Raw genomic sequence first — 25,050 nt, 5'->3', positions numbered from 1 at the left:
GAGATTCCTACTGATCGCTTCGCAACCCTGGGCATCCCTTCCCGCCACTAAGGGCAGCAGCACACCGATAAAACGTTTGGCCCGGCCCCGCGTACACCGTGATGGCTAGGATCAGCGCGATCCACGCCAAGGCCTGGACCTTTGCCACCAGCGCGTCACCCGCCTGATTTCAGGCGCCGGGCCAGCCAAGCCAAACGCGATGCCACGCCTGCTCTTTGCTATGTCGTGGGCCTGCGCTCGACTTGAAATGATACCGATCGGTCTATATCATCCGCGGCACATCCACCGCCGGAGTGATCATGAGCAAGGTTCGCGAGCGCATCCTGGATGTCGCCACAAATCTCTTCTATCGGCAGGGGATTCAGGCGGTCGGCGTGGACGCCATCATCAGCACCGCGGACGTCGCCCGCATGAGCTTCTATCGGCACTTTCAGTCAAAGGAAGGTTTGGCGTTGGCAGTGCTGGAGCGGCGCGACGAACGACTCTGCGCCTGGTTCGAGCAGGAGGTCGAGCGCTTGGCGCCCGATGCAAATCTGCGGCCGCTGGCAGTGTTCGACGCCTTGGCGATGCGCCTGGCCAGCCCCGACTACCGCGGTTGCGCCTTCCTCAACACCATCGCCGAGACGCCGCCGCCCAGCCACCCACTGCATCGGGCTGCGGCTGCGCACAAGCACCGCTTTGAGGCCTACTTCGCCCGTTTGTTGCGAGCGGCCGGGCTGGACGAAAGCGCGGCCAGCGATCTCATGCTGCTGTTCGACGGGGCCGTGGTCACCGCGGTTCGCGAGGGAAATCCGACCCCTGCCACGCGGGCAAAAAACATGGCGGCGCGCGTGCTCGGCATCGCGCCGGCGAACTGAGTCAGTGTCTTACTGAAGAGTTTTTATGTCTGCGAAAGTTGCGTCGCAAGATCCGGTCGCTCGCGGCGAACGGTTGTTGCAGTTGGATGTGCTGCGCGGTCTGGCCTTGTTCGGCGTGCTGCTGGTCAATATCGGTTACTTCTGCGGTGCCGATTTGGCGCGGCAAGCCGGGGTCGCCTATCCGCTGGGAGACTTCGGTGGCTGGGCCGGCGACCTCGTTAGGGTGCTGTTGGAGAATAAGGCGGCGGCGCTGCTGTCGATCCTGTTCGGTGCCGGCCTCGCCATCCAGGCCGATCGTGCGTTCGACAAGGGGCAGTCGCTCTGGCCGTTTGCACTGCGTCGCAGCGCGGTGCTCGGCCTGTTGGGCAGCCTGCACACGTTCTTGTTGTGGAACGTCGACATCCTGCTCGACTACGCACTGATCAGCTTGATGGTTCTGCCCTTCCTGCGGCTGCCGGCCGGCAGGGTGCTGTGGGCGATCCCGGTGGTGCTGATCGTCTCGGCGGTGATTGCCGGGCCGATGCTGGCGCTTGCAACGGATCTGCCGCCTGCGCAAATCCATACCCTTGCTCTCGAGCACTACGGGCAAGGTGGGTGGCTCGAGGCCCTGCAATACCGATTGTGGGAAACGCTGTATGTCATCGGCCCGATGCGTATCGCCAATCGCTTGGTCATCCTGGCGCCGTTCTTCATCGTCGGCGTTGCGGCCTGGAAGGCCGGATGGCTTTCCGCGCCGGACGCGCATCGGCGCCGGCTGCGGCAGGTCTTCGTGATCTGCTTCAGCTTCGGGCTGGTGGCCAACGCGGTGCCGCAGGAGGCGCTGCATGCCTGGGTGAATCAGCTTGCACTGCAGCCGCTGCGGATCTTGATCAAGGCGACGTTCTTCTTCGCCAAGTTCGCGCTGACACTGGGCTACGCGGCCGGCATCCTGTTGCTGCTGCAGCGATCGCGCTGGCGCGTGTGGCTGGGTGTGTTCGCGCCGCTCGGTCGCATGGCACTAACCCAATACCTGCTGCAGTCGCTGGTCTGCACGTGGATCTTCTACGGCTTCGGTCTGGGCCAGTACGGGCGGATGCCGCTCGACCTGGCGCTGGCGCTGGGCGTGCTGCTGTTCGCTATGCAGGTGATCAGCAGCCGCTGGTGGTTGGCGCGCTTCAGCATCGGCCCGGTGGAGTGGCTGTGGCGGCGATTGAGCTACGGCGGCATTCGCCATCGCCCGCCGGCGCTCGCATCGGCCGAGGCGGAGGCTGAACAGGTCCGGAGCCGGTAGCGTGGGTCCCGCGTCGCGGTGACGATTCGCTGCGTGAATGGTCACGTTGGCTGCGATGCCGGCTGAAGTAGATGCCGAATGTCAACGGCAAGACGCTCGTGGCGCGCTCCACGCGTCCGCGGCGGGTCGGACATGGTGGCGTTAGCGGAGCGTTGCGCGACCTTGGTCCCAGAAGTATTTAGCTCTTATCTAAGCTCTTAACTACTGAAAAGCCTATAAGGGTTCATATGTGAACTATTTATGATATTCAGTAAAAGATCTTATATGATCCCGAGGACGCAATTCCGCGCTCAAGGGTCCTGATGTGAGCCGCTATCCCAAAAACGTGATGCCATCACCGGAGGTGATCCAGCGCACTCTCGGCGCACGGCTGGCCGGCTTGCGGCTGGGCCGCAACCTCACTCAGGCACATCTGGCCCGGGAGGCGGGGGCGTCGGTCAGCAGTATCAAGCGACTGGAGTCGGGTGAGAACACCTCGGTGAACACCTTGCTGCGGGTGCTCGCGGTGCTCGGCCTGGACGGGCGCCTGCTGGACAGCCTGCCGGATCCGGCCGTGCGGCCGGTCGAGCGGGTCCGACACGGCGGCCGCGAGCGTCGCCGTGCGCGCGACACGCAGACGCCGCCCAAGGCGACGGACTGGGCCTGGGGTGACGAGGGCGATGGCGACGCCGAGGAGACGGGCGCGTGACCGATGCGACCGTACGGCTCTGGGGGCGCGATATTGGCGCGGTGAGCTGGCTGGCCGATCGCGGGGTGGCGGCGTTCCAGTACATGCCGGAGTTCGTCGACAGCGGCATCCAGCTCGCGCCGGTGGAGATGCCGCTGCGTGAAGAACCCTACGAGTTTCCGGGCCTGCCCCGGGAGGCCTTCAAGGGACTGCCCGGCATGCTGGCCGACGCGTTGCCGGACAAGTTCGGCAATGCGCTGATCGATGCCTGGCTGGTGGCGCAGGGCCGGGCGGCAGGCAAGTTCAATCCGGTCGAGCGGCTGTGCTACATCGGCACCCGCGGCATGGGCGCGCTCGAGTTCCATCCGATGCTGGCCGGCGTGGCGGGGCGATCGCGCCCGGTCGACATCGATGCGCTCACCCGCCTGGCCAACGACGTGCTCAATCACCGCGGGCAACTGGCCGGCGTGCTGGGCGGCGAGGACGACCAGGAAGCGCTGGAGGACATCCTGCGCGTGGGGACCTCGGCAGGCGGTGCGCGCGCCAAGGCGATCCTGGCCTGGAACCCGCAGAGCGGGGAGTTCCGCTCCGGACAGGTCAAGGCGGGGGAGGGGTTCTCGTACTGGCTGCTGAAGTTCGACGGCATTTCCGGCAATCGCGACAAGGAACTGGCCGATCCCCAGGGCTTCGGCCTGGTGGAATACGGCTTCCACCTGCTGGCCGTGGCCGCCGGGATCGACATGAGCGAATGCCGCGTCCACCGCGAGGGCGGGCGGGCGCACTTCATGACCCGTCGCTTCGACCGCAGTGCCAGCGGCCGCAAGTTGCATATGCAGTCGCTGGCGGCGATGCGGCATTTCGATTTCAATGCGGCCGGCGCCTACTCGTACGAGCAGGCCGTGGAGACCATTCGCAGGCTGGGACTGCCGTCGATGGATGTCGAACAGCAGTTCCGCCGTGCGGTGTTGAACGTGTTGATCCGCAACCAGGACGACCACGTCAAGAACATCGCCTTCCTGATGAACCGCGCGGGCGAGTGGCGGCTGGCGCCGGCCTTCGACGTGAGCTACGCCTACAACCCGGACGGCAGCTGGACCCACCAGCACCAGATGAGCCTCAACGGCAAGCGCGATCATTTCGAGCTCGATGATCTGGTGCGGTTCGGCGTGTTCTGCGGCTTCAAACCTCCGCGGGCGCGGGCGGTGATCGACGAGGTGCACGCGCAGGTCGACCGGTGGATGCGGTTCGCCGAGCAGGCGGGGGTCGACGAGCGCATGGCGGCGGCGATCCAGCGCAGCCTACGGCTCGGCATCGTGGGCCGATGACGGCCCACACCGAAGTATCGGTTCCCTGCCGCTGTAGCGGACACAAGATGCACCTGTGTCCGTGCCTAGAGAGCAACGCATGAAGCTGTCCAAGAAACTGAGGCTCGCCCTTCTTTGCTGCGTGCTGCTGGGCGGGGCAAGCGTCGCCGCAGACGGGCCACCGGTACCGCCTCAGCAGGAAGATCTCACCGGCGCGATTGACCTGCGAGGACTCCCCACTGACGTGAGGTCCACGCGGGCGAAGTTTGAGTTCTTGCAGCGCTGCTCTGCTTATTGGCGGCTCAAGGTGCACTACGAGCGAAACCGGGACGATCCCGGGAGCATTTTCAACAACCCGGGCGCTGTGACGGCGATGCCGCCGATGGAACGACGGATGTTCGAGCGCAGCCAGGCGGTCATCGCCGCAGGAGATGCCGGCTGCGAACACTGGATGCGCGAGGTCTCGGTACCGGATGCGAATTGGCAGTTCTACAACGCCACCCTCGCGGCGGCGCTCGACGGGAGCAGGACGGCAGCGGTTTGCTTTGTCTCGAGCTCATGGAGCCCGCTCGACATACCAGGATCGGTCTATCCCTTTCTCAACCGCAACTACGCCCGCTACGCGCGTAGCTTCATCGACCGCGAGATCGCGAACGGCTCTTGGCCGATGGTGCTGGCGGCTTACAACGCGCAGCGGGCGCATCACGGAGTGCAGACCGCAGTCACGCTGTCCAAGGAGAGCCGCTATCTCTGGTCGCGACTCATGGAGCTCGGTGCTCACGATCCGAACTTTCGGTCAGGCTTCGCTCAAGACGCTGCCGAGTACGGCGCTGGTTTGACGCTGACAGAGTTTGCCGAAGCGGATGCAAAAGCGAATGCGCTGTATCGCGGAGCGTTTGGATCTCGCCAGATGACGGAAGACGAGTTCTATGAGAACTGCGGAAATTTGTAAGGTGCTCGTTTCAGGCAGCTGCGCTCTCGCAACGAGGCGCTCTCGCCATCAATGCTCACTTCCAACCAAAACCTGAGATTTCACACGTCAAACAGCGCTTGCTGGCGTCGACCTCGCACTTCGGCGCAGCGAGGCAATCAGAGCCTAGCGATCGCAATCGCCATGATTGCTTGAAGTGCGCCGGCGCGAGTAACGGCCCCAGGTTCACTTTTTTGAGTTAACTAGGCCACGGTCAAGGTCGCAGCTATCCGACCGTCCCCGCCGCGCGCAAACACACCTCGCGGATCGACTCCACCAGCTGCGCCGGTCCCGCCGTCTTCTCTCTGAGAATCGGCGCCACCGGCCCGACCAGCGCTTCGGTGAACGCGCCAACGATGCAGGCGGCGGTGACGTCGGCGTCCTGGGCGGGGAATTCCTTGCGTTCGATGCCGGCCAGCAGGATGTCGCGGAAGACTTCGCCGAAGCGGCGGCGGCCGCGGATACGTTCGGCGTCCACTTCGGGGTCCACGGGCTCGGCGATGAAGGCGTAGGCCAGCGCCGGGCCGGCGAGGGCGCGGCGCACGAAGGCTTCGATGGCGGCGCCCAGCTGGTCGCGGGCGTCGGTGTGGCCGGCGGCCGCGCTGCGCAGGATCACGATCTCGGCGTCGATGGCGACGGTCAGCACTTCGACGAACAGTTCCGTCTTGGACGGGAAGTAGCGGTAGATCAGCCCGGTCGAGACGCCGGCCTCGGCGGCGACGGCCGCCACCTGGGCCTCGCGGAAGCCGCCCACGGACACCAGCGTGCGCGCGGCGTGGACGATCCGCTCACGGTTGCGGGTCATCCGCTCTTCCATCAGGTCCGAACGCCGGTAGCTCAAAACGTGATCCTCGGTTCAATTCTTGAATGTTAGTTCAATTCTTGCCCGGAACCCGCTAGCCTGTGCCATCAGGACCACCGCGCAGGCGTGCTGCCTTGCGGGTCGTCGTCCCCGGGAACCTGGAGTCCAGCATGCGTATTCCGTCCATCGATTTCCAACTCGGCGAAGAGATCGAGATGATCCGCGAGTCCGTGCAGGACTTCGCCGCGCAGGAGATCGCGCCCCTCGCCACGCGTGCCGACGAGGACAACGTGTTCCCGCACGCGCTGTGGACCAAGCTCGGCGCGCAGGGCCTGCTGGGCATCACCGTCGAGGAGCAATACGGCGGCACGGGCCTCGGCTATCTGGCCCACGTGGTCGCAATGGAAGAGATCTCGCGCGCCTCGGGCGGCATCGGCCTGTCCTACGGCGCGCACTCCAACCTGTGCCTCAACCAGCTGCGCAAGAACGCCAGCGAGGCGCAGAAGCAGCACTACCTGCCGAAGCTCTGCAGCGGCGAACACGTGGGCGCGCTGGCGATGAGCGAGCCGGGCGCGGGCTCGGACGTGGTGGGCATGAAGCTGCGCGCCGAACTGCGCGGCGACCGCTACGTGCTCAACGGCAACAAGATGTGGATCACCAACGGCCCGACCGCCGACGTGCTGGTGGTCTACGCCAAGACCGATCCCGACGCCGGCCCGAAGGGCATCACCACCTTCATCATCGAGAAGGGCTTCAAGGGCTTCTCGACCGCGCAGAAGCTCGACAAGCTGGGCATGCGTTCGTCGGATACCTGCGAGCTGGTGTTCGAGGATTGCGAGGTGCCGGTCGAGAACGTGCTCGGCGAAGTAGGCGGCGGCGTCAAGGTGCTGATGTCCGGCCTCGACTACGAACGCCTGGTGCTGGCGGGCGGTCCGCTGGGCCTGATGGCCGCGGGCCTCGATACGGTGCTGCCGTACGTGCACGAGCGCCACCAGTTCGGCGAGGCGATCGGCAACTTCCAGCTGATGCAGGGCAAGATCGCCGACATGTACGTCGCCTACAACGCCTGCCGCGCCTATGTGTACGCGGTGGCGAAGGCGGCCGACGCCGGCAAGATCACCCGCCAGGATGCGGCCGGCGTGATCCTCTACGCCGCCGAGAAGGCCACGTGGCTGGCCGGTGAGGCGATCCAGGCACTGGGCGGCAACGGCTACATCAACGAGTACCCGGCGGGCCGGCTGTGGCGCGACGCCAAGCTCTACGAGATCGGCGCGGGCACGTCGGAGATCCGGCGCATGCTGATCGGCCGCGAACTGTTCCGCCAGACCAGCTGAGGCGCGCACCGATGGCCATCCTGCAGAGCCGGATCGATCCGGCCGGTGAGAGTTTCCAGACCAACGCCGCCGCGATGCAGACGGCGCTCGACGATCTGCGCGCCACGCACGCGCGCATCGCCCAGGGTGGCAGCGAAGCGGCGCGCGAGAAGCACCGCAAGCGCGGCAAGCTACTGGTGCGCGATCGCATCGATGCACTGATCGATCCCGGCACGCCGTTCCTCGAGGTCGCGCCGATGGCGGCGCACGGCATGTACGGCGGCGAAGTGCCAAGCGCGGGCGTCGTCGCGGGCATCGGTCTGGTCAGCGGCGTCGAATGCATGATCGTCGCCAACGATGCGACGGTGAAGGGCGGCACCTATTACCCGATCACGGTGAAGAAGCATCTGCGTGCGCAGGAGATCGCGCAGCAGAACCGTCTGCCGTGCATCTATCTGGTCGACTCCGGCGGCGCGTTCCTGCCGATGCAGGACGAGGTGTTCCCGGACCGCGACCATTTCGGCCGCATCTTCTACAACCAGGCGAATCTCTCAGCGCAGGGCATTCCGCAGATCGCCTGCGTGATGGGCTCGTGCACCGCAGGCGGCGCCTACGTGCCGGCGATGAGCGACGAGACGGTGATCGTCAAGGAACAGGGCACGATCTTCCTTGGCGGTCCGCCGCTGGTGAAGGCCGCGACCGGCGAAGAAGTGGACGCCGAATCGCTGGGCGGCGCCGATGTGCACACGCGCATCTCCGGCGTGGCCGATCATTTCGCCGAAGACGATCTGGATGCGCTGGCGCGCGTGCGCGACATCGTGGCGTCCCTCAACTGGCGCAAGCAGGGCGAGCTGCTGACGCAGCCGTCGGAAGAACCGCTGTATCCGGCCGAAGAACTCTACGGCGTGATCCCGGCCGATACGCGCAAGCCCTACGACGTGCGCGAAGTCATCGCGCGACTCGTCGACGGCTCGCGCTTCGACGAGTTCAAGGCGCGCTACGGCACCACGCTGGTCACCGGCTTCGCGCATCTGCACGGCTATCCGATCGGCATCGTCGCCAACAACGGCATCCTGTTTTCCGAGAGCGCGCTCAAGGGCGCGCACTTCGTCGAGTTGTGCGCCAGGCGCGGCATTCCGCTGCTGTTCCTGCAGAACATCACCGGCTTCATGGTCGGCAAGAAGTACGAGAACGGCGGCATCGCGCGGGATGGCGCGAAGCTGGTCACGGCGGTCGCCTGCGCGAAGGTGCCGAAGTTCACCGTCGTCATCGGCGGCAGTTTCGGCGCCGGCAATTACGGCATGAACGGCCGCGCGTATTCGCCGCGCTTTTTGTGGATGTGGCCCAACGCCCGCATCGGCGTGATGGGCGGCGAGCAGGCGGCCGGCGTGCTGGCCACCGTGCGTCGCGACGGTATCGAAGCCAAGGGCGGCACGTGGTCTGCGGAAGACGAGGACGCGTTCAAGGCGCCGATCCGCGAACAGTTCGAGCAGCAGGGGCATCCGTACTACGCCAGTGCGCGGCTGTGGGACGACGGCATCATCGATCCGGCCAAGACCCGACGCGCATTGGGGCTGGCCCTGTCGGCGGCATTGAACGCACCGAACGAAGAAACCAAGTTCGGCATCTTCCGGATGTGACCGGGCGCGACGAGGACACCGCAATGACCGACACACCGAACATCGGGATCGAACGCAACGGCGCCGTGGCGACCTTGTGGATGGATCGCCCCGAGCGGCACAACGCGTTCGACGAACACCTGATCGATGCGCTCGATCGCGGCCTGCAGACGCTGGGCACCGATGACAGCGTGCGCGTCGTCGTGCTGGCCGGCCGCGGCCGCAGTTTTTCCGCCGGCGCCGATCTCGACTGGATGCGTCGCGCGGCCGATTACGACGTGGCCCGCAATCGCGATGAAGCCGAAGCACTGGCGCGCATGCTGCGCCGCCTGGCGGAATTGCCGAAGCCGACGATCGCGCGCGTCCATGGCGCGGCGATCGGTGGCGGGCTGGGTCTGGTCGCTGCCTGCGACATCGCGGTTGCCAGCGACAAGGCGGTGTTCGCGACGTCCGAGGTCAAGTTCGGACTGATTCCCGCGACCATCGGCCCGTACGTGCTGCGCGCGATCGGCCCGCGCCAGGCTGCGCGTTATTTCCTCACTGCCGAACTGATCCAGCCGGCGAAGGCCTATGAGATCGGGCTGGTGCATGAAGTCGTCGCCGACGACGCGCTCGATGCCGCGATCGACGCGCTGGTGCAGGCGCTGGCGCAGGGCGGCCCGAATGCACAGGCGCAGTCCAAGCGGCTGATCCGCGATCTCGATGGCCAGACCATCGGCGATGCGCTGATCGCCGACACCGCCGCGCGCATCGCCGACATCCGCGCCACCGACGAAGCCCGCACGCGACTGGATGCGTTTCTGTCCGCGCGCCGCGCAAAGGACGCCCGATGACCACTGGAATTTCCGAAGGTGCGCTGTTCGACACCGTGCTGATCGCCAATCGTGGCGAGATCGCGTGTCGCATCATCGCGACCTGTCGCCGGCTCGGCATCCGCACCGTGGCGGTGTATTCCGACGCCGACCGCAATGCGCGCCATGTGCGTCTGGCCGAAGAGGCCGTGCACATCGGTCCCTCGGCGGCGCGCGAGAGTTATCTGCGCGCCGACAAGCTGCTCGACGCTGCACGCCGCACCGGTGCGCAGGCGATCCATCCCGGCTACGGCTTCCTGTCCGAGAACGCCGCCTTCGCGCAGGCCTGCGCCGATGCGGGCGTGGTCTTCATCGGCCCGAAGCCGTCGTCGATCCAGGCGATGGGCGACAAGCGCGAAGCCAAGGCGTTGATGCAGGCCGCCGGTGTGCCGGTGACGCCGGGCTATCACGGCGACAACCAGGACCCCGCGTTCCTGCAGCAGCAGGCCGACGAGATCCGCTACCCGGTGCTGATCAAGGCCAGCGCCGGCGGTGGCGGCAAGGGCATGCGTCTGGTCGAGAAAAGCGAGGACTTCGCCGCGGCACTGCTGTCCTGCCAGCGCGAGGCCGAGAGTTCGTTCGGTGATGCGCGCGTGCTGATCGAGCGCTACATCGTGCGGCCGCGCCACGTGGAGATGCAGGTCTTCGGCGACAGCCACGGCAACGTGGTGCATCTGTTCGAGCGTGATTGCTCGGTGCAGCGCCGGCATCAAAAGGTGCTTGAAGAAGCGCCCGCGCCCGAACTGAGCGACGCGCAGCGCGAGGCGATGGCACAGGCAGCGGTCGCCGCCGCGCGCGCGGTCGATTACATCGGCGCCGGCACGATCGAGTTCATCGTCGGCGAGGGCGGTGACTTCCATTTCATGGAAATGAACACCCGGCTGCAGGTGGAACATCCGGTCACCGAGCTGGTCACCGGCATCGATCTCGTCGAATGGCAGTTGCGCGCGGCCGCCGGTCAGGCGCTGCCGCTGCGTCAGGATCAGATCCACCATCGCGGACACGCGATCGAAGCGCGTCTGTATGCAGAGGACGCGTTGAAGGGTTTTCTGCCGTCGACCGGCACGCTGCAGGTCATGCAGTTTCCCGAAACGAGCGCGCATGTGCGCATCGACACCGGCGTGGAGCAGGGCGACGCGATCAGCCCGTGGTACGACCCGATGATCGCCAAGCTGATCGTCTGGGACGAGGACCGTCCGCGCGCCCTGCAGCGTCTGCGCCAGACCATCGATGCGGTGCGCGTCGTCGGCGTGACCACCAATGCGGTATTCCTCGGCCGCCTCGCGCGCCAGGCGGATTTCTCCGCCGCGCGTCTGGATACCGGCCTCGTCGCACGCGAGATCGACACGCTGCTGGCGCCGTTGCCCGAAGCCGACGACGCGGCGTGGATGCTGGCCGCGCTCGGTCTGTGGGCGCACTCGCAAGCGGCGAAAGACAACGCGACTTCCAACCCCGCTCCCTCAGGGAGAGGGGCAGGGGTGAGGGCGGCTTCCCCTTGGGCCATCGCCGACGGCTGGCGCCTCGACGCCCACGCCGCACGCTTCATCGAGTTGTCGGCGAACAGACAGACCCGCCGGCTCGCCGTGCGCCAGGACCGCGACGGCCTGAGTGTCGGCTTCGATGGGTCACCGATGCAGAGCGCGACCGTCGCATGGTCCGCACCGACGCTGACCGCCGCCCTCGACGGTGTGCGTCGCAACGTCGACGTGCTGGTGCAGGGCAGTCAGGTGGTGCTGTATCGCGGCGAGGACCGTTTCATGTTCGAACACGTCGATCCGCTGCATCGACACGCGGGCGCCGAAGCGCACGCCGGCGCCGTGATCGCGCCGATGCCGGGCCGCATCGTCGAACTGCTGGCGCCGGTCGGCACGCCGATTACCAAGGGCACGCCGCTGCTGGTGATGGAGGCGATGAAGATGGAACACACGCTGCAGGCGCCGCACGACGGCGTGGTCAAGGCGTTCCTCGCGAAACAGGGCGATCTGGTCGCCGACGGCGCCGTGCTGGTCGATTTCGTCGAAGGCGATGCGGAGTCGGCGGCATGAGTGACTTCGTCCGCGTCGTCGAAGTGGGCCCGCGCGACGGGCTGCAGAACGAGAAAACGCTTGTGCCGGCCGCGACCAAGATCGCGTTGATCGACCGGCTGTCGGCCTGCGGTTTCCAGGTCGTCGAGGCCACCAGCTTCGTCAGCCCGAAGTGGGTGCCGCAGCTGGCCGATGCCGAAGAGGTGCTCGCCGGCATCCAGCGCTGTGACGGCATCGCCTATCCGGTGCTGGTGCCGAACGCGAAGGGCCTGGAGCGGGCGCTGGCCGCCGGCGGGCGCCACATCGCGGTATTCACCGCGGCCTCGGACGCGTTCAATCTCAAGAACACCAACATCGATGTCGACGGTTCGCTCGAGCGGCTGACGCCGGTCGTCGAACAGGCACGCGCTGCGGGTGTCTCGGTGCGCGGCTACGTGTCGACCGTGCTCGGCTGTCCCTACCAGGGCCATGTGCCGCTCGCCGATGTCGTGCGCGTCGCCGGCGCCTTGCACGCGATGGGCTGCGAGGAGATCTCGCTCGGCGACACCATCGGCGTCGGCACGCCGGCGAAGGCACGCGAGATGCTGCTGGCCTGCGCGCAGGCCGTGCCGATGGCGCAGCTCGCCGTGCACTTCCACGACACCTACGGTCAGGCGCTGGCGAATGTGCTGGCCTGTCTGGAAGCCGGCGTGCGCGTGGTCGACAGCGCGGTCGGCGGTCTCGGCGGTTGCCCGTACGCGAAGGGCGCCAGCGGCAACCTCGCCACCGAGGATCTGCTGTACATGCTCGACGGCCTGGGGCTGCGGACCGGCATCGATCTGCCGGCCGTGACCGACACCGCGGTGTGGATCAGCGGCGAACTGGGCCGCAAGCCGGCCAGCAAGCTCGCGACGGTGGCCCTGGCGAACGCGGCGGCCTGATCCGACCGGCCTGCCGCGGCAGGGTCGCCGGGGGTCAGCCCTGCTTGTAGACGGTCCGCTGTCCGATCGGACTGCGCTTCTTCGCAGTCGGTCGGGCGAGGCCCGGGATGAGGAAGTCCGCGGCGCTCTGGCCACGCTTCGTCTTCTCTGCGAGCCAGCGCGGCATCCGGCCACGACCGGACCAGGTGTTCCGCCTGTTCTGCGGGTCGCGATACTTCACCGCCGCCTTCGCGCGCTTCTGCTTCTTCGCGGGCCTGCGGGCGGCGGGCGCCGGCGACGCGACGTCGATGAGTTCGTCGATCGCGTAGCCCTGCGACTCGGCATATGCGATCAGTGCGGTGCGCACGACGGCGGCGGGGCGACGGCTGGCCAGCAGCGTTTTCCGTCGCTCGGCAGCGACCAGCAGCGCATCGAGCTCGCGAAGGGTGAGTGCATCGACATCGATCTTCATGCCGGCGAGCCTCGGGCCGCCCCGTCGCGCTGTCAACACATGATTCGTGTGGAAGCTGACACGCACGACAGTCTCGATCCTGTGCCCGGCTGGATCGCCTGCGCGAGCCGGGCTCCGACCACGCTTCGAAGGCCCGCGCCGCGACCGCGCCGGTCAGCGTGGGCAGCTTGGGAACGTGCCCGGGTGGCGCACGCACCACACAGAAAAACGGCCCGCAATGCGGGCCGCTTTCTTATCCAATGAAGCGATGGATCAGACCAGGCGCGTCAGCCAGCCATGCCGGTCCGGCGCGCGGCCGTACTGGATGTCGAGCAGGTCCTTGCGGATCGCCATCGTGAGTTCGCCCGGCTGCGCATCCGCATCGCCGACGCTGAAATCGTGGCCCTTGAGCACACCGATCGGCGAGATGCTGGCCGCGGTGCCGCAGGCGAAAACCTCGGCGATCTCGCCCGAGCGCACGCCTTCGATCCACTCGGTGATCTCGACGCGGCGCTCGGTCACGGTGTGGCCGCGATCGCGCAGCAGCTGGATCACGCTGTCGCGGGTGATGCCCTCGAGAATGCTGCCGGTCAGCGACGGGGTGACGACGCTGCCGTCCTTGAGCACCAGGAACACGTTCATGCCGCCGAGCTCTTCGACGTACTTATTGGTTTCCGCGTCGAGGAACAGCACCTGCGCGCAGCCGTTCTCGACGGCCTCGCGCTGCGGCAGCAGCGACGACGCGTAGTTGCCGCCGCACTTCGCCGAACCCGTGCCACCTCGCCCTGCGCGTGCGTAGTCGCGCGAGAGCCAGATCGAGACCGGCTTGATGCCGCCCTTGAAATAGGCGCCCGCGGGGCTGGCGATCACGTAGTACGCCACGCGACGCGCGGGGCGCACGCCGAGGAAATCCTCGTTGGCGATCATGAAGGGCCGGATGTACAGGCTCGACTCGCCGCCGCCCGGCACCCAGGCTTCGTCCGCCTGGACCAGCTGCTTGATCGATTCGACGAACAGGTCCACCGGCAGTTCCGGCAGCGCCATGCGGCGGGCCGAGTGCTGCAGGCGACGGCCGTTGGACTCCGGACGGAAGGTCCATACCGAACCGTCGGCATGCCGGAACGCCTTCATGCCTTCGAAGATTTCCTGGCCGTAATGCAGCACGGCGGCGGCGGGCGAGAACGTCAGCGGGCCGTAAGGGCGCACGTGCGCGTCGTGCCAGCCGTCTTCGACGGTCCAGTCGATGGCGACCATGTGATCGGTGAAATGCACACCGAAACCGGGATCGGCAAGGATCTTCTCGCGGTCGGCCTGCGCGCGCGCCTGCTGCGAGGGGACGTGGCGGAAGGTCGGGAACGTGGCGTCAGTCATGCGCGGGGCACTCAGATGTGCAGGGCGTGGCCGAGTGCGCGGAGTGCGGCTTCCTGCACGGCTTCGCCCAGCGTCGGGTGGGGATGGATGGTACCGGCGATGTCTTCGAGCGTCGCGCCCATCTCGATGGACTGCACGAACGCGATCGACAGTTCCGACACCTGCACGCCGACCGCCTGCCAACCGAGGATGCGGTGATCGTTCGCACGCGCGACCACGCGCACGAAGCCGTCCGTCGATTCCAGCGACATCGCGCGGCCGTTGGCCGCGAACGGGAACATCGAGGTCTTGATCTCGATGCCCTGGGCCTTGGCTTCGTCCGGCGACAGGCCGACGACGACGACTTCCGGATCGGTGAAGCACACCGCCGGAATCGCTGCCGGCATGAAGTGGCGCTTCTTGCCGCTGACCACTTCGGCCACCAGTTCGCCCTGCGCCATCGCGCGGTGCGCCAGCATCGGCTCACCGGCGACATCGCCGATCGCCCAGACATTGCGCATCGAGGTCTTGCACTGGTCGTCGATCTTGATCGCCTTGCCGGCGAGATCGAGACCCAGCGATTCGAGATTGAAGCCGTCGGTCTTCGGACGACGGCCGACCGCGACCAGGATCTGGTCGGCATCGAGGGTGAGCTCGGTGCCGTCGGGGTCGCGCACACGCAGCGCGCCGCCATCGGTCAGGCCCAGCACGCTGTGGCTGGTCAGCACCTTGACGCCCGCCTTCTGCAGGTGGGTGGCGACCGGCTTGGTCAGCTCGGCGTCGTAGGCCGGCAGGATGCGGTCCTGTGCTTCGACCACGGTGACTTCGCAGCCGAGCTTGCGGTAGGCGGTGCCGAGTTCCAGGCCGATGTAGCCGCCACCGACGACGATCAACTGCTTCGGCAGCGCGGTCGGCGACAGCGCCTCGGTCGAGGAGATCACCTTGCCGCCGAACGGCAGGAACGGCAGCTCGACGACGTCCGAACCCGTCGCCAGCAGCAGGTGCTCGCACTTGATGCGCAGCGCGCCGCCGTCTTCACCGGCGCCCGCGACTTCGACGGTCTTGCCGTCGACGATCGTCGCCCAGCCCTTGATCAACTGCGCGCCGTTCTTCTTCAGCAGTGCGCTGACGCCGCCGGTGAGCTTCTTGACGATACCGGCCTTCCACTCGACGGTCTTGACCAGATCCAGCGCCGGCGCCTGCACGCTGATGCCGAGCGGGGACGTGCCGGCCGCATAGCTCGCGACCTTGGCGAATTCCTCGGCGGCATGGATCAGCGCCTTGGACGGAATACAGCCGATGTTGAGGCAGGTGCCGCCCGCATTGACGCCTTCGACGACGATGGTCTTGACGCCGAGCTGGCCGGCGCGGATGCCGGCGATGTAACCGCCGGGTCCGCCGCCGATGACCAGCAGCTGGGTTTCGATGGTCTGGGTCTGGCTCATCAATTACTCCACGAACAGCAGTGCAGGGGTTTCCAGGCGCTGACGGATCGCCTGCACGAATTCGGCCGCGTCCATGCCGTCGACGATGCGATGGTCGAACGAGGACGAGAGGTTCATCAGCTTGCGCGCGACGACCTGGCCTTCGCGGAACATCGGACGTTCGATGATGCGGTTGACGCCGACGATCGCCACTTCCGGGTGGTTGATGATCGGCGTCGACACCACGCCGCCGACCGGGCCGAGGCTGCTGATGGTGATGGTTGAACCGGACAGCTCATCGCGGGTCGCCTTGCCTTCGCGCACGGCGGCGGCGAGACGCCCGATCTCGGCGGCGGTCTGCCACAGGTCCAGCGATTCGGCATGCGCGATCACCGGCACCGACAGGCCCACCGCGCTCTGCGTCGCGATGCCGAGCTGCACACCCTCGTAGCGGGTGACGATGTTGGCTTCGTCATCGAACCGGGCGTTCATCTGCGGGAAGTCGCGTGCCGCGAGCACCACCGCGCGTGCCAGCAAGGGCAGCAGGGTGAGCTTGCCGCGCGTCTTGCCCCAGCGGTCGTTGAGCCTGGCGCGCAGCACCTCGACTTCGGTGACGTCGATCTCTTCCACATAGGTGATGTGCGGAATGTTCGACCACGACTGCTGCATCTTCTGCGCGATCTTGCGGCGCAGGCCCATGATCGGCACCTGCTCTTCGCCGGTGCGACGCGCGTAGCTGCTGCCGCCCGCGCCACCGCCGACCGGCTGCGCCTTGCCGCCGGCCTCGGCGTAGGCGTCGAGATCGGCGTGCAGGATGCGGCCGCCCGGACCGGTCGCCGGCACGTAGCGCAGCTCGATGCCCAGATCCCAGGCCCGGCGACGCACGGCAGGCGAGGCCAGCGGCTGTTCGCCGGCAGCGAGCACGCTGTTGGTGACCGCGCCACGCGCGTCGGACTTTGCGGCCGGTGCAGGCGCTGCGGCTTTCGCAGGCGCGGCGGCGGGCTTGGCTTCTGCAGCCGGTGCCGGCTTTGCTTCAACAGCCGGCTTCGGCGCTTCGGCCTTGGGCTCGGCAGCGGCTTCGGCAGGCTTCGCCGCAGCCGGCGCGCCGGCCGACGCAGCATTGCCGGCGCCTTCGACTTCGAGGCGGATCAGCTCGCTGCCGACGGCCATCATTTCGCCGGGCTTGCCGCCCAGCGAGACGACCGTGCCTGCGACGGGCGAGGGGATCTCGACCATGGCCTTGTCGGTCATGACCTCGGCCACGATTTCGTCCTCGGCGACCTGGCCGCCGACTTCGACCTTCCAGGCGATCACTTCGACTTCGGCGATGCCTTCGCCGATGTCCGGCATCTTGATGACGTGATGTCCCATGGCTCAGTCCTCCAGCACGCGCTGCAACGCTTCGATGACCCGGGCCGGGCCCGGGAAGTAGTCCCATTCCTGCGCATGCGGATAGGGGGTGTCCCAGCCGGTGACGCGCTCGACCGGTGCCTGCAGGTGATAGAAGCAGTGCTCCTGCACCAGCGCGACCAGCTCGGCGCCGAAGCCGCAGGTGCGCGTGGCCTCGTGCAGCACGATGCAGCGGCCGGTCTTCTTCACCGACTCGGTGATCGCGTCGAGATCCAGCGGCCACAGGCTGCGCAGGTCGATGACCTCGGCGTCGATGCCGGCGTCCTCGGCCGCAGCCTGCGCCACCCACACGGTGGTGCCGTAGGTCAGGATCGTGACCGCCTTGCCTTCGCGGACGATGGCGGCCTTGTCCAGCGGCACGCTGTAATAACCTTCCGGCACCAGGTTGTCGCTGTGCTTGGACCAGGCGACGACCGGGCGGTCGTGGTGGCCGTCGAACGGGCCGTTGTAGAGGCGCTTGGGCTCGAGGAAGATCACCGGATCATCGTTCTCGATCGAGGCGATCAACAGGCCCTTGGCGTCGTACGGGTTGGACGGCATCACCGTGCGCAGGCCGGCCACGTGGGCGAAGATCGCCTCCGGGCTCTGGCTGTGCGTCTGGCCACCGTAGATGCCGCCGCCGCAGGGCGTGCGGAACACCAGCGACGAGGTGAACATGCCGCCCGAGCGATAGCGCAGGCGCGCGGCCTCGGACACGATCTGGTCGTAGGCCGGATAGATGTAGTCGGCGAACTGGATCTCGGCGACCGGGCGCAGGCCGTAGGCCGCCATGCCGATCGCCGCGCCGGCGATGCCGCTCTCGGAAATCGGCGCGTCGAACACGCGCTGCTTGCCGTACTTGGCCTGCAGGCCGTCGGTGCAGCGGAACACGCCGCCGAAGTAGCCGACGTCCTCGCCGAACACAACGACGTTGTCGTCGCGCTCCAGCATCACGTCCATCGCCGAGCGCAGCGCCTGGATCATCGTCATCGGCGATCCGCCGTTGGTCTGGGTCTCACTCATCTTCAAACTCCCAACTGCTGGCGCTGGCGACGCAGGTGTTCGGGCAGCTCCTTGTAGACGTCGTTGAACATGTCGGCCGCGCCGGGACGGTTGTCGCTGCCGAGCAGACCGTGGGTTTCCGCTTCCTTCAACGCACGCGAGACTTCGGCGTCGAGTTCGGCGCGGACTTTCTCGTGCTGTTCGTCGCTCCACAGGCCGCGCTTGACCAGGTGTGCCTTGAGTCGGTCGATCGGATCACCGAGCGGGAAGTGCTGGGCGTCGTCGGCCGGGCGGTACTTGGACGGATCGTCCGACGTCGAGTGCGGACCGGCGCGGTAGGTCACCCACTCGATCATCGTCGAGCCGAGATTGTTGCGCGCACGTTCGGCGGCCCAGCGCGAGGCGGCGTACACGGCCAGCAGATCGTTGCCGTCCACACGCAGCGACGGAATGCCGTAGGCGGCGCCGCGCGCGGCGAAGGTGGTGTTCTCGCCGCCGGCGATCGCCTGGAACGTCGAGATCGCCCACTGGTTGTTGACCACGTTGAGGATCACCGGCGCGCGGTAGACATGCGCGAACACCAGCGCGGCGTGGAAGTCGCCTTCGGCGGTCGCGCCGTCCCCGACCCACGCGGTCGCGATCTTGGTGTCGCCCTTGATCGCCGAGGCCATCGCCCAGCCCACGGCCTGGATGTACTGGGTAGTCAGGTTGCCGGAGATCGAGAAAAAGCCGGCGTCCTTGTACGAATACATGATCGGCAGCTGGCGGCCCTTCAGCGGGTCGGCGGCGTTCGACAGGATCTGGCACATCATGCTGACCAGCGGCACGTCCTTGACGATCAGGATGCCCTGCTGGCGATAGGTCGGGAACTGCATGTCGCCGTCGCGCAGCGCCAGCGTCTGGCCGACCGCGATGGCTTCCTCGCCCGTGCACTGGATGTAGAACGAGGTCTTCTTCTGGCGCTGCGCGATCAGCATGCGCGCGTCGAATGCGCGGGTCTTGAGCATCGCGTGCATCGCGCGCAGCAGCACGTCGTCGTCGATTTCGGCGGCCCACGGACCGACGGCGTCGCCGTTGTCGTCGAGCACGCGGATCAGCTGCCGGGTCATTGGCATGGTCTGCTGGGCGGTCACGTCCATCGCGGGCTTGTCGACGCTGCCGGCCGGGGTGAGCTGCAGATAGGAGAAGTCGGTGGCCTGGCCCGGGCGGGCACTCGGCTCGGGCACGTGCAACCGCAAGGGTTCGGTCGCGGCCGGATTCTGGGATGTGGACATGTCAGGGGCCTCGCTGGGCATGGGTCATGGAGCTGCAGGCATGCCGGCGGCGGGGGGCGCAGGCGATGGCGAAGGCGGAACGGGCAGGGGCCGGAGCCGCGTGCGTCGGGCAGGCACGCGCAGGCTGCGCGCGCAGGCGGGGACGGAACGGGGCACGGTACAAAGAACGCTTCTCCCGGTCGTGCGGGCGTCGGCCCGCGGCTTTCGAGGCGGCATGGACGGTGACGCAGTCCGCCAGCAGTGAAGTCTACGGGCGCGACCCTGCATCGTAAATTTGTTTAATTGACTATGAGGTATCGTTTATTCAGATACCCGGGGTCCGAGGGAGGCCGCCGTGCAGATTCCCGCCAACATGTCACTTCGCCAGTTGCGCTACTTCGCCGAAGCCGCGGAGCTGGGGCAGTTCTCCCAGGCTGCGCGCAAGCTGCACGTGTCGCAGTCGGTGATCACCACCGCGGTCGCCCAGCTGGAGACCCTGCTGGGCCTGCGCCTGTTCGACCGGATGCCGCACGGCGTGGCGCTGACCGCGGAAGGCCATCGCTTCCACCAGCACGTGCGCCACATCCTCGACACCCTGCAGGACGCGCTCAGCGAACCGATGTTCCTGGCCAACACGCTGGCCGGCACCGTGCGGGTGGGCGCGTCCTACACGGTGCTGGGCTACTTCCTGCCCAGCCTGCTGGCCCGGTTCAAGCGCTCCTACCCGCTGGTGGAGATCGACCTGATCGACATGGACCGGGTCGAGATCGAACGCGGCGTGGCCGAGGGCGCGCTCGACTTCGGGCTCTGCATCATCTCCAACATGGTCGAGCCCTACACGCTGAAGCGGCAGTTGCTGATCCGCTCGCGCCGGCAGCTGTGGCTGGCCGAATCGCATCCGCTTGCCGCACTGCCGGTGATCGGGCTGGCCGATGTGGCGGCGCATCCCTACATCATGCTGAAGGTGGACGAGGGCGAAGCCTCGGCGCTGCGCTACTGGCAGTCGGTGCAGCGCGAGCCCAACGTGGCCTTCCGCACCTCGTCGCTGGAAGCGCTGCGCGGGCTGGTCGCCTATGGCTTCGGGGTGAGCATCCTGTCGGACATGGTCTACCGGCCGTGGTCGCTGGAAGGGCGGCGGATCGACGTGCGTACGCTGGACGACTCGATCCCGCCGATGGAAGTCGGTCTGGTCTGGCGGCCCGACGACGCGTTGTCCACGCCGGCGGAAGCGCTGCACCAGTTCCTGGTGTTCGCATGCAGCGCTTGAGCACGCAGGGTCCAGCGACCCGCAGCGGCGGCGCGGCGTGCGAGCGTCGGGCACCCGGTCAATCGCAGGCGCTGCGACACAACTCCGCACCATCGCGTCGTTGCACGGACAGGGCGGGGTAGCGATGTCACGCAAGCGCAAGGGCGAGTTCGCCGGCAACAAGGCCTGTCTGCCCAGCAAACCCTGCGCGGTCTGCGGCCGCACGATGACCTGGCGCCGCGCGTGGGCGAAGACCTGGGACGAGGTGCGCTACTGCTCGGAGCGCTGCCGGCGCAACAAGCGCGCTGCAATCACGCCGGAGACATCGCGCGATGGCTGATTCCCGGCTGCGCCATCTCGTCGTCGTGCTCGGCGACCAGCTCGATCCGTCCGCGGCCGCATTCGATGGCTGCGACCCGGCGTGCGATGTCGTCTGGATGGCGGAGGTCGCCGAAGAATCCACCCATGTGTGGTCGACGAAGATGCGGACCGCGCTGTTCCTGAGCGCGATGCGGCACTTCGCGCAGGACCGGCGTACGCATGGCTGGACGGTCGACTACCGCACGCTCGACGATCCGGAGAACCGCGGCGCCCTCGGCGCGGAACTGGCCGCGGCGATCGCCCGCCTGCGGCCGCAGACGGTGCGGATGACGGCGCCGGGCGACTGGCGCGTGCTGCAGGCGATCCGCGATGCGACGTCGGCCGCGGGCGTCCAACTGGTCATCGAACCGGACCGGCACTTCTATTGCGATGTCCGCGCATTCGCCGCATGGGCGCGTGGGCAGCCCGAAATCCGGCTCGAAACCTTTTACCGGTCCATGCGCCGCACGCATCGCGTGCTGATGGACGGCGACGCGCCCGCGGGCGACCGCTGGAACTTCGATACCGACAATCGCGCGCCGTTCGATGCGCAGGGGCCGGGCGTCGTGCCCGGACCACCGCAGGTGGAACCCGATGCGATCACGCGCGAGGTGCTCGATCTGGTGCGCACACGTTTTGCCGATCACCCCGGCAGTCTGGAGGCCTTCGCCTGGCCGGTCACCCGGGCGCAGGCCTTGCATGCGCTCGAGCACTTCATCGAAGCACGACTGCCGGCCTTCGGCCGCTGGCAGGACGCGCTGTGGCCGGACGCGCCGTGGTTGTGGCATTCGCAGATCGCGTCGGCGCTGAATCTCAAGCTGCTGCATCCACGGGAAGTCGTCGACGCGGTCGAAGCCGCATGGCGCGCGGGCAGGGCGCCGCTGGCGGCGGCGGAGGGCTACATCCGCCAGATCCTCGGCTGGCGCGAATACGTGCGCGGTGTGTACTGGACGCAGATGCCGCGCTACGCGGAATCGAATGCGTTGCAGGCGAGCGGCGATCTGCCCGGCTTCTACTGGACGGGCGAGGCGCCGATGCCGTGCCTGGCCGACGCCCTGCGGCAGACGCTCGACCTCGGCTACGCCCACCACATCCAGCGGCTGATGGTCATCGGCCTGTACGCGCAACTGCTGGGCGTGGAGCCGGCGCAGGTGCACCGCTGGTTTCTCGCCGTCTACGTCGATGCGGTGGAATGGGTCGAGATGCCCAACGTGCTCGGCATGAGCCAGTTCGCCGACGGCGGGTTGATGTCGAGCAAGCCCTACATCGCCAGCGGCCGCTACATCGAACGCATGAGCGCCGGCAGTTATTGCGGCCGGTGTCCATTCGATCCGGGCCAGCGCACCGGCGCGCAGGCCTGTCCGTACACGCGGCTGTACTGGGATTTCATGCTGCGCCACGAAGCGCTGCTGGCCGCCAATCCGCGTACCGCGCAGCAGGTGCGTAGCCTGGAACGGCTGGACGCGGCGGAGCGCGATCTGATCGGCGAGGAAGCCGCGCAGTGGCGCCGCGATTCACGCTGAGCCGCGCCCTGCGATCGCGCCTGCGGTAAAGTCGCCGCCGGACTGCGGCACAGCGCCGCCAACGCGACGGCGAGGTGCGAATTGGTCAGGATTCTCGGCATTTCCGGCAGCCTGCGCGCCGCCTCCTACAACACTGGCCTGCTGCGCGCCGCGCAGGGATTCGCGTCCGACGACCTGGCCATCGACGCCGCCACGCTGCACGGCATTCCGCTCTACGACGGGGACGTCGAAGCGCGCGATGGCATTCCCGAAGCGGTCGATACGCTGAAGGCGCAGATCCTCGCGTCTGACGGCCTGTTGCTGGTGACGCCCGAGTACAACAACGGCATCCCTGGCGTGTTCAAGAACGCGATCGACTGGCTGTCGCGTCCCGGCAGCGGCATTCCCGCGTTGTTCGGTGATCGCCCCGTCGCCGTCATCGGCGCGTCGCTCGGCGGCTTCGGGACGATCCTGGCGCAGACCGCGTGGCTGCCGGTGCTGCGCACGCTCGGGTGCCGACAGTGGGCGGGCGGTCGACTGCTGGTCTCGCGCGCGGGCCAGGCCTTTGGCGAAGACGGCACGCTGCAGGACGAGAAAGTCCGCGGGCAGTTGGCTGCTTTCGTCGCGGATTTCGCCGCCTCGATCGGCTGAAACGCGCAATCGTTACGTGGTGCCACGGTGGTGCTGAAGGGAGACGGCAATTGGGCATACCCCATGAAATGAAGGAATCACGCGTTGGTGTGCTCGTTGACTGCGACAACGTGCCGCCCGGCATCCTCGAACATGCCCTGCGATTTGCAGCGCAGTTCGGGCGTGTGGTCGTGCGCCGCGGCTATGGGAATCCTGCGACGCTGAATCACCGTTGGCAGGAAAAGCTGGTGCAGCAGGCGTTCACGCCGTGTCTTCAATTTCAGTACGCAAGCGGCAAAAACACGGCTGACATCGCCTTAGCACTGGATGCGCTGGAACTGTTGTTCGACGAAAAGGTGGATACCTTCTGCCTCGTCACGAGCGACTCTGATTTCGCTTACCTGTGCCGCAAATTGCGCGAGCGCGGCTCGATGGTCAGCATCGTCGGCGAAACCAAGACACCGCAGGCGCTTCGCAATGCCAGTGACCACTTTTCCGAATGGTCGGCGTCGAACGACGGGGGCATTACAGATTCTGATTCGGTGGAGCTGCCGGAACATGCGGCGGCGACGGCAGAATCCCCCTCGACCGAGACGAATAGCGCAAAGCCGCCTCCTAAGCGACGCCCGCGCTTCGTTGTCGATGCCGTGGTTCTGATGACGGGTGACACCTCTGAGGGGAGAGTTGACCTAGGGTCTCTCGGCCACTATCTGCGTCGAACCGATCCTTCGTTCTCGCCGAAGTCGTACGGGCACTCCGGTCTTCTGGACATGCTCCGCACCTACGACCTGCTGCGGCTTGAACAGGCAGTGGGCGGGCATTGGCGCGTCAGTCTTGCGAAGCCCCTTGCGGAGCCCGCATGAGCGAAACCGACGTACTCTGGATGACGCGTGCCCTGGCCCTCGCCGAGCGCGCGATGCGCGAGGACGACGAGATTCCGGTCGGCGCACTGGTCGTGAGCGCGGATGGCGCCGTGATCGGCGAGGGCTGGAACCGCAACATCGCCGAGCACGATCCCAGCGCGCATGCCGAGATCGTCGCGATGCGGCGCGCAGGCAGCGCGCTCGGCAATCACCGGCTGATCGGCTGCACGCTGTACGTGACGCTCGAACCCTGTGCGATGTGCGCGATGGCGATGATCCACGCACGCGTCGCGCGGGTCGTATTCGGCGCATTCGATCCGAAGACGGGCGCTGCAGGCAGCGTGTTCGATGTGCTCGGCGATCCGCGCCACAACCATCGCATCGAGGTCACCGGCGGCGTCCTGGCCGATGTCGCCGGACCGATGCTGACGAACTATTTCCGCCGCAAGCGCGGCCTGCCGCCGCGGTAACTTTCAAGCCCTCCCCCGAGAGCAGGGGAAGGCGCAGAACACGCTCAGATCAACGGACTGCGCCGGTTCGCCCTGCGATGCGCATCGTCCATTTCCTCGTTGACCGCGTGCACGGCCATCGAGGCCTCGCGCGCCAGCAGCAGGCTGGCCGCGAACATCGCCAGCACGCCGAGGCAGGCGAGCAGGGTCGGCGCCTGTTCGAAGCGGTGATCGAGCAGGGAATCGCCTGCGACCGTCAGGCTGGTGCCGACGAAGCAACTGATCGCCACGTACAGCAACTGGCTGCCGCGCAGGATGATGCGGCTGCGCCGACGCTGCAGCGCGATGCGCGCTTCGAGCACGCGACGGTCTTCGGGATCGTTGCCTTCGTCTTCGGCCAGATCACGCAGCAGCGAGCGGGTGCGATCGATGACACGGGCGAGACGCGCATTCGCGGATCCGAGCAGCGAGGCAGTGGCGGTCAGGAAGAACGCCGGGGCGAGCATCGCAGTGAGAATGGCGTAGTGCGTCAAGGCGGGATTGGACAGCATCTGG

General features: G+C 67.1%; 24 protein-coding genes. 16 read left to right on the top strand and 8 right to left on the bottom strand.

The window, feature by feature from the left end:
* The first annotated feature begins 299 nt into the window (after window positions 1-299).
* The 5 genes from AC3IRM_RS09030 (at window position 300) to AC3IRM_RS09010 (ending at window position 5,050) form a co-directional block, all read left to right on the top strand.
* A complete protein-coding gene (locus AC3IRM_RS09030; protein ID WP_489202854.1) occupies window positions 300-857 on the top strand; it encodes a TetR/AcrR family transcriptional regulator in 558 nt (185 codons plus the stop codon).
* Between the two features lie 25 nt (window positions 858-882).
* Entirely contained in the window at window positions 883-2,127 is a 1,245-nt protein-coding gene (locus AC3IRM_RS09025) for a DUF418 domain-containing protein (protein ID WP_489202853.1), read from the top strand.
* Between the two features lie 304 nt (window positions 2,128-2,431).
* Window positions 2,432-2,815, top strand: a complete 384-nt coding sequence (locus AC3IRM_RS09020; protein ID WP_489202852.1) for a helix-turn-helix domain-containing protein — start codon at window positions 2,432-2,434, stop codon at window positions 2,813-2,815.
* On the top strand, window positions 2,812-4,119 hold the full coding sequence (locus AC3IRM_RS09015) for a type II toxin-antitoxin system HipA family toxin (protein WP_489202851.1): 1,308 nt from the start codon (window positions 2,812-2,814) through the stop codon (window positions 4,117-4,119). The genes AC3IRM_RS09020 and AC3IRM_RS09015 overlap by 4 nt, the downstream gene beginning before the upstream one ends.
* A gap of 79 nt (window positions 4,120-4,198) precedes the next feature.
* Complete coding sequence (locus AC3IRM_RS09010; protein ID WP_489202850.1) at window positions 4,199-5,050, top strand: hypothetical protein; 852 nt, start codon at window positions 4,199-4,201, stop codon at window positions 5,048-5,050.
* Between the two features lie 244 nt (window positions 5,051-5,294).
* Here AC3IRM_RS09010 and AC3IRM_RS09005 read toward each other — a convergent pair whose 3' ends face one another.
* Entirely contained in the window at window positions 5,295-5,909 is a 615-nt protein-coding gene (locus AC3IRM_RS09005; protein ID WP_489202849.1) for a TetR/AcrR family transcriptional regulator, read from the bottom strand.
* Between the two features lie 131 nt (window positions 5,910-6,040).
* On the opposite strand from AC3IRM_RS09005, the gene AC3IRM_RS09000 reads away from it, so the two are divergent.
* From AC3IRM_RS09000 to AC3IRM_RS08980, 5 genes are read left to right on the top strand one after another with little or no spacing between them, the layout of a single operon-like run.
* On the top strand, window positions 6,041-7,204 hold the full coding sequence (locus AC3IRM_RS09000; RefSeq protein WP_489202848.1) for an isovaleryl-CoA dehydrogenase: 1,164 nt from the start codon (window positions 6,041-6,043) through the stop codon (window positions 7,202-7,204).
* A gap of 11 nt (window positions 7,205-7,215) precedes the next feature.
* Entirely contained in the window at window positions 7,216-8,823 is a 1,608-nt protein-coding gene (locus AC3IRM_RS08995) for a carboxyl transferase domain-containing protein (protein ID WP_489202847.1), read from the top strand.
* A gap of 23 nt (window positions 8,824-8,846) precedes the next feature.
* Window positions 8,847-9,635: an enoyl-CoA hydratase-related protein gene (locus AC3IRM_RS08990; RefSeq protein ID WP_489202846.1), complete on the top strand. Its 789-nt coding sequence runs from the start codon at window positions 8,847-8,849 to the stop codon at window positions 9,633-9,635.
* Window positions 9,632-11,698, top strand: coding sequence for an acetyl/propionyl/methylcrotonyl-CoA carboxylase subunit alpha (locus tag AC3IRM_RS08985; protein ID WP_489202845.1), 2,067 nt, complete (start codon window positions 9,632-9,634; stop codon window positions 11,696-11,698). The genes AC3IRM_RS08990 and AC3IRM_RS08985 overlap by 4 nt, the downstream gene beginning before the upstream one ends.
* Entirely contained in the window at window positions 11,695-12,597 is a 903-nt protein-coding gene (locus tag AC3IRM_RS08980) for a hydroxymethylglutaryl-CoA lyase (protein ID WP_489202844.1), read from the top strand. The genes AC3IRM_RS08985 and AC3IRM_RS08980 overlap by 4 nt, the downstream gene beginning before the upstream one ends.
* 34 nt (window positions 12,598-12,631) lie before the next feature.
* Here AC3IRM_RS08980 and AC3IRM_RS08975 read toward each other — a convergent pair whose 3' ends face one another.
* The 6 genes from AC3IRM_RS08975 to AC3IRM_RS08950 all read right to left on the bottom strand — a co-directional run bounded on the left by AC3IRM_RS08975 (window position 12,632) and on the right by AC3IRM_RS08950 (window position 19,466).
* Complete coding sequence (locus tag AC3IRM_RS08975; RefSeq protein ID WP_489202843.1) at window positions 12,632-13,048, bottom strand: H-NS histone family protein; 417 nt, start codon at window positions 13,046-13,048, stop codon at window positions 12,632-12,634.
* A gap of 252 nt (window positions 13,049-13,300) precedes the next feature.
* Complete coding sequence (locus AC3IRM_RS08970) at window positions 13,301-14,398, bottom strand: branched-chain amino acid aminotransferase (protein ID WP_489202842.1); 1,098 nt, start codon at window positions 14,396-14,398, stop codon at window positions 13,301-13,303.
* 11 nt (window positions 14,399-14,409) lie between these two features.
* Complete coding sequence (lpdA, locus tag AC3IRM_RS08965) at window positions 14,410-15,822, bottom strand: dihydrolipoyl dehydrogenase (protein ID WP_489202841.1); 1,413 nt, start codon at window positions 15,820-15,822, stop codon at window positions 14,410-14,412.
* Window positions 15,823-15,825: 3 nt separating this feature from the next.
* On the bottom strand, window positions 15,826-17,172 hold the full coding sequence (locus tag AC3IRM_RS08960; RefSeq protein ID WP_489202840.1) for a dihydrolipoamide acetyltransferase family protein: 1,347 nt from the start codon (window positions 17,170-17,172) through the stop codon (window positions 15,826-15,828).
* A 3-nt stretch (window positions 17,173-17,175) separates the two neighbouring features.
* Window positions 17,176-18,213, bottom strand: coding sequence for an alpha-ketoacid dehydrogenase subunit beta (locus tag AC3IRM_RS08955; RefSeq protein ID WP_489202839.1), 1,038 nt, complete (start codon window positions 18,211-18,213; stop codon window positions 17,176-17,178).
* 2 nt (window positions 18,214-18,215) lie between these two features.
* The gene (locus tag AC3IRM_RS08950; RefSeq protein ID WP_489202838.1) at window positions 18,216-19,466 is read right to left on the bottom strand and encodes a thiamine pyrophosphate-dependent enzyme; all 1,251 of its coding nucleotides are present in this window, start codon (window positions 19,464-19,466) and stop codon (window positions 18,216-18,218) included.
* 352 nt (window positions 19,467-19,818) lie between these two features.
* Here AC3IRM_RS08950 and AC3IRM_RS08945 point away from each other — a divergent pair, with 352 nt between their 5' ends.
* From AC3IRM_RS08945 to tadA, 6 genes are all read left to right on the top strand, one after another.
* Window positions 19,819-20,712: a LysR family transcriptional regulator gene (locus AC3IRM_RS08945; protein WP_489202837.1), complete on the top strand. Its 894-nt coding sequence runs from the start codon at window positions 19,819-19,821 to the stop codon at window positions 20,710-20,712.
* A gap of 124 nt (window positions 20,713-20,836) precedes the next feature.
* Window positions 20,837-21,031 (top strand): DUF2256 domain-containing protein, encoded by a 195-nt coding sequence (locus tag AC3IRM_RS08940; RefSeq protein WP_489202836.1) that lies wholly within the window; start codon window positions 20,837-20,839, stop codon window positions 21,029-21,031.
* Entirely contained in the window at window positions 21,024-22,574 is a 1,551-nt protein-coding gene (locus AC3IRM_RS08935; protein ID WP_489202835.1) for a cryptochrome/photolyase family protein, read from the top strand. Before AC3IRM_RS08940 ends, AC3IRM_RS08935 begins: the two co-directional genes overlap by 8 nt.
* Window positions 22,575-22,655: 81 nt before the next feature.
* Window positions 22,656-23,204 carry an NADPH-dependent FMN reductase gene (locus tag AC3IRM_RS08930; protein WP_489202834.1) on the top strand — a complete coding sequence of 183 codons (549 nt, stop codon included), beginning with the start codon at window positions 22,656-22,658 and terminating at the stop codon, window positions 23,202-23,204.
* Window positions 23,205-23,272: 68 nt separating this feature from the next.
* Window positions 23,273-24,046 carry an NYN domain-containing protein gene (locus AC3IRM_RS08925; protein WP_489202833.1) on the top strand — a complete coding sequence of 258 codons (774 nt, stop codon included), beginning with the start codon at window positions 23,273-23,275 and terminating at the stop codon, window positions 24,044-24,046.
* On the top strand, window positions 24,043-24,516 hold the full coding sequence (gene tadA / locus AC3IRM_RS08920) for a tRNA adenosine(34) deaminase TadA (protein WP_489202832.1): 474 nt from the start codon (window positions 24,043-24,045) through the stop codon (window positions 24,514-24,516). The genes AC3IRM_RS08925 and tadA overlap by 4 nt, the downstream gene beginning before the upstream one ends.
* Window positions 24,517-24,560: 44 nt before the next feature.
* Here tadA and AC3IRM_RS08915 read toward each other — a convergent pair whose 3' ends face one another.
* On the bottom strand, window positions 24,561-25,028 hold the full coding sequence (locus AC3IRM_RS08915) for a DUF2721 domain-containing protein (protein WP_489202831.1): 468 nt from the start codon (window positions 25,026-25,028) through the stop codon (window positions 24,561-24,563).
* Between the last annotated feature and the right edge of the window lie 22 nt (window positions 25,029-25,050).

Source organism: Luteimonas sp. KH_071, from assembly GCF_057838005.1.
This window is presented reverse-complemented; position numbering and strand designations above follow the sequence as displayed.

Bases quoted from the DNA above. Each gene is read 5' to 3' on its own strand.
- AC3IRM_RS09030 (WP_489202854.1), top strand. From the start codon at position 300: ATGAGCAAGGTTCGCGAGCGCATCCTGGATGTCGCCACAAATCTCTTC.
- AC3IRM_RS09025 (WP_489202853.1), top strand. From the start codon at position 883: ATGTCTGCGAAAGTTGCGTCGCAAGATCCGGTCGCTCGCGGCGAACGG.
- AC3IRM_RS09010 (WP_489202850.1), top strand. From the start codon at position 4,199: ATGAAGCTGTCCAAGAAACTGAGGCTCGCCCTTCTTTGCTGCGTGCTG.
- AC3IRM_RS09000 (WP_489202848.1), top strand. From the start codon at position 6,041: ATGCGTATTCCGTCCATCGATTTCCAACTCGGCGAAGAGATCGAGATG.
- AC3IRM_RS08995 (WP_489202847.1), top strand. From the start codon at position 7,216: ATGGCCATCCTGCAGAGCCGGATCGATCCGGCCGGTGAGAGTTTCCAG.
- AC3IRM_RS08990 (WP_489202846.1), top strand. From the start codon at position 8,847: ATGACCGACACACCGAACATCGGGATCGAACGCAACGGCGCCGTGGCG.
- AC3IRM_RS08985 (WP_489202845.1), top strand. From the start codon at position 9,632: ATGACCACTGGAATTTCCGAAGGTGCGCTGTTCGACACCGTGCTGATC.
- AC3IRM_RS08980 (WP_489202844.1), top strand. From the start codon at position 11,695: ATGAGTGACTTCGTCCGCGTCGTCGAAGTGGGCCCGCGCGACGGGCTG.
- AC3IRM_RS08975 (WP_489202843.1), bottom strand. From the start codon at position 13,048: ATGAAGATCGATGTCGATGCACTCACCCTTCGCGAGCTCGATGCGCTG.
- AC3IRM_RS08970 (WP_489202842.1), bottom strand. From the start codon at position 14,398: ATGACTGACGCCACGTTCCCGACCTTCCGCCACGTCCCCTCGCAGCAG.
- lpdA (WP_489202841.1), bottom strand. From the start codon at position 15,822: ATGAGCCAGACCCAGACCATCGAAACCCAGCTGCTGGTCATCGGCGGC.
- AC3IRM_RS08960 (WP_489202840.1), bottom strand. From the start codon at position 17,172: ATGGGACATCACGTCATCAAGATGCCGGACATCGGCGAAGGCATCGCC.
- AC3IRM_RS08955 (WP_489202839.1), bottom strand. From the start codon at position 18,213: ATGAGTGAGACCCAGACCAACGGCGGATCGCCGATGACGATGATCCAG.
- AC3IRM_RS08950 (WP_489202838.1), bottom strand. From the start codon at position 19,466: ATGTCCACATCCCAGAATCCGGCCGCGACCGAACCCTTGCGGTTGCAC.
- AC3IRM_RS08945 (WP_489202837.1), top strand. From the start codon at position 19,819: ATGTCACTTCGCCAGTTGCGCTACTTCGCCGAAGCCGCGGAGCTGGGG.
- AC3IRM_RS08940 (WP_489202836.1), top strand. From the start codon at position 20,837: ATGTCACGCAAGCGCAAGGGCGAGTTCGCCGGCAACAAGGCCTGTCTG.
- AC3IRM_RS08935 (WP_489202835.1), top strand. From the start codon at position 21,024: ATGGCTGATTCCCGGCTGCGCCATCTCGTCGTCGTGCTCGGCGACCAG.
- AC3IRM_RS08925 (WP_489202833.1), top strand. From the start codon at position 23,273: ATGAAGGAATCACGCGTTGGTGTGCTCGTTGACTGCGACAACGTGCCG.
- tadA (WP_489202832.1), top strand. From the start codon at position 24,043: ATGAGCGAAACCGACGTACTCTGGATGACGCGTGCCCTGGCCCTCGCC.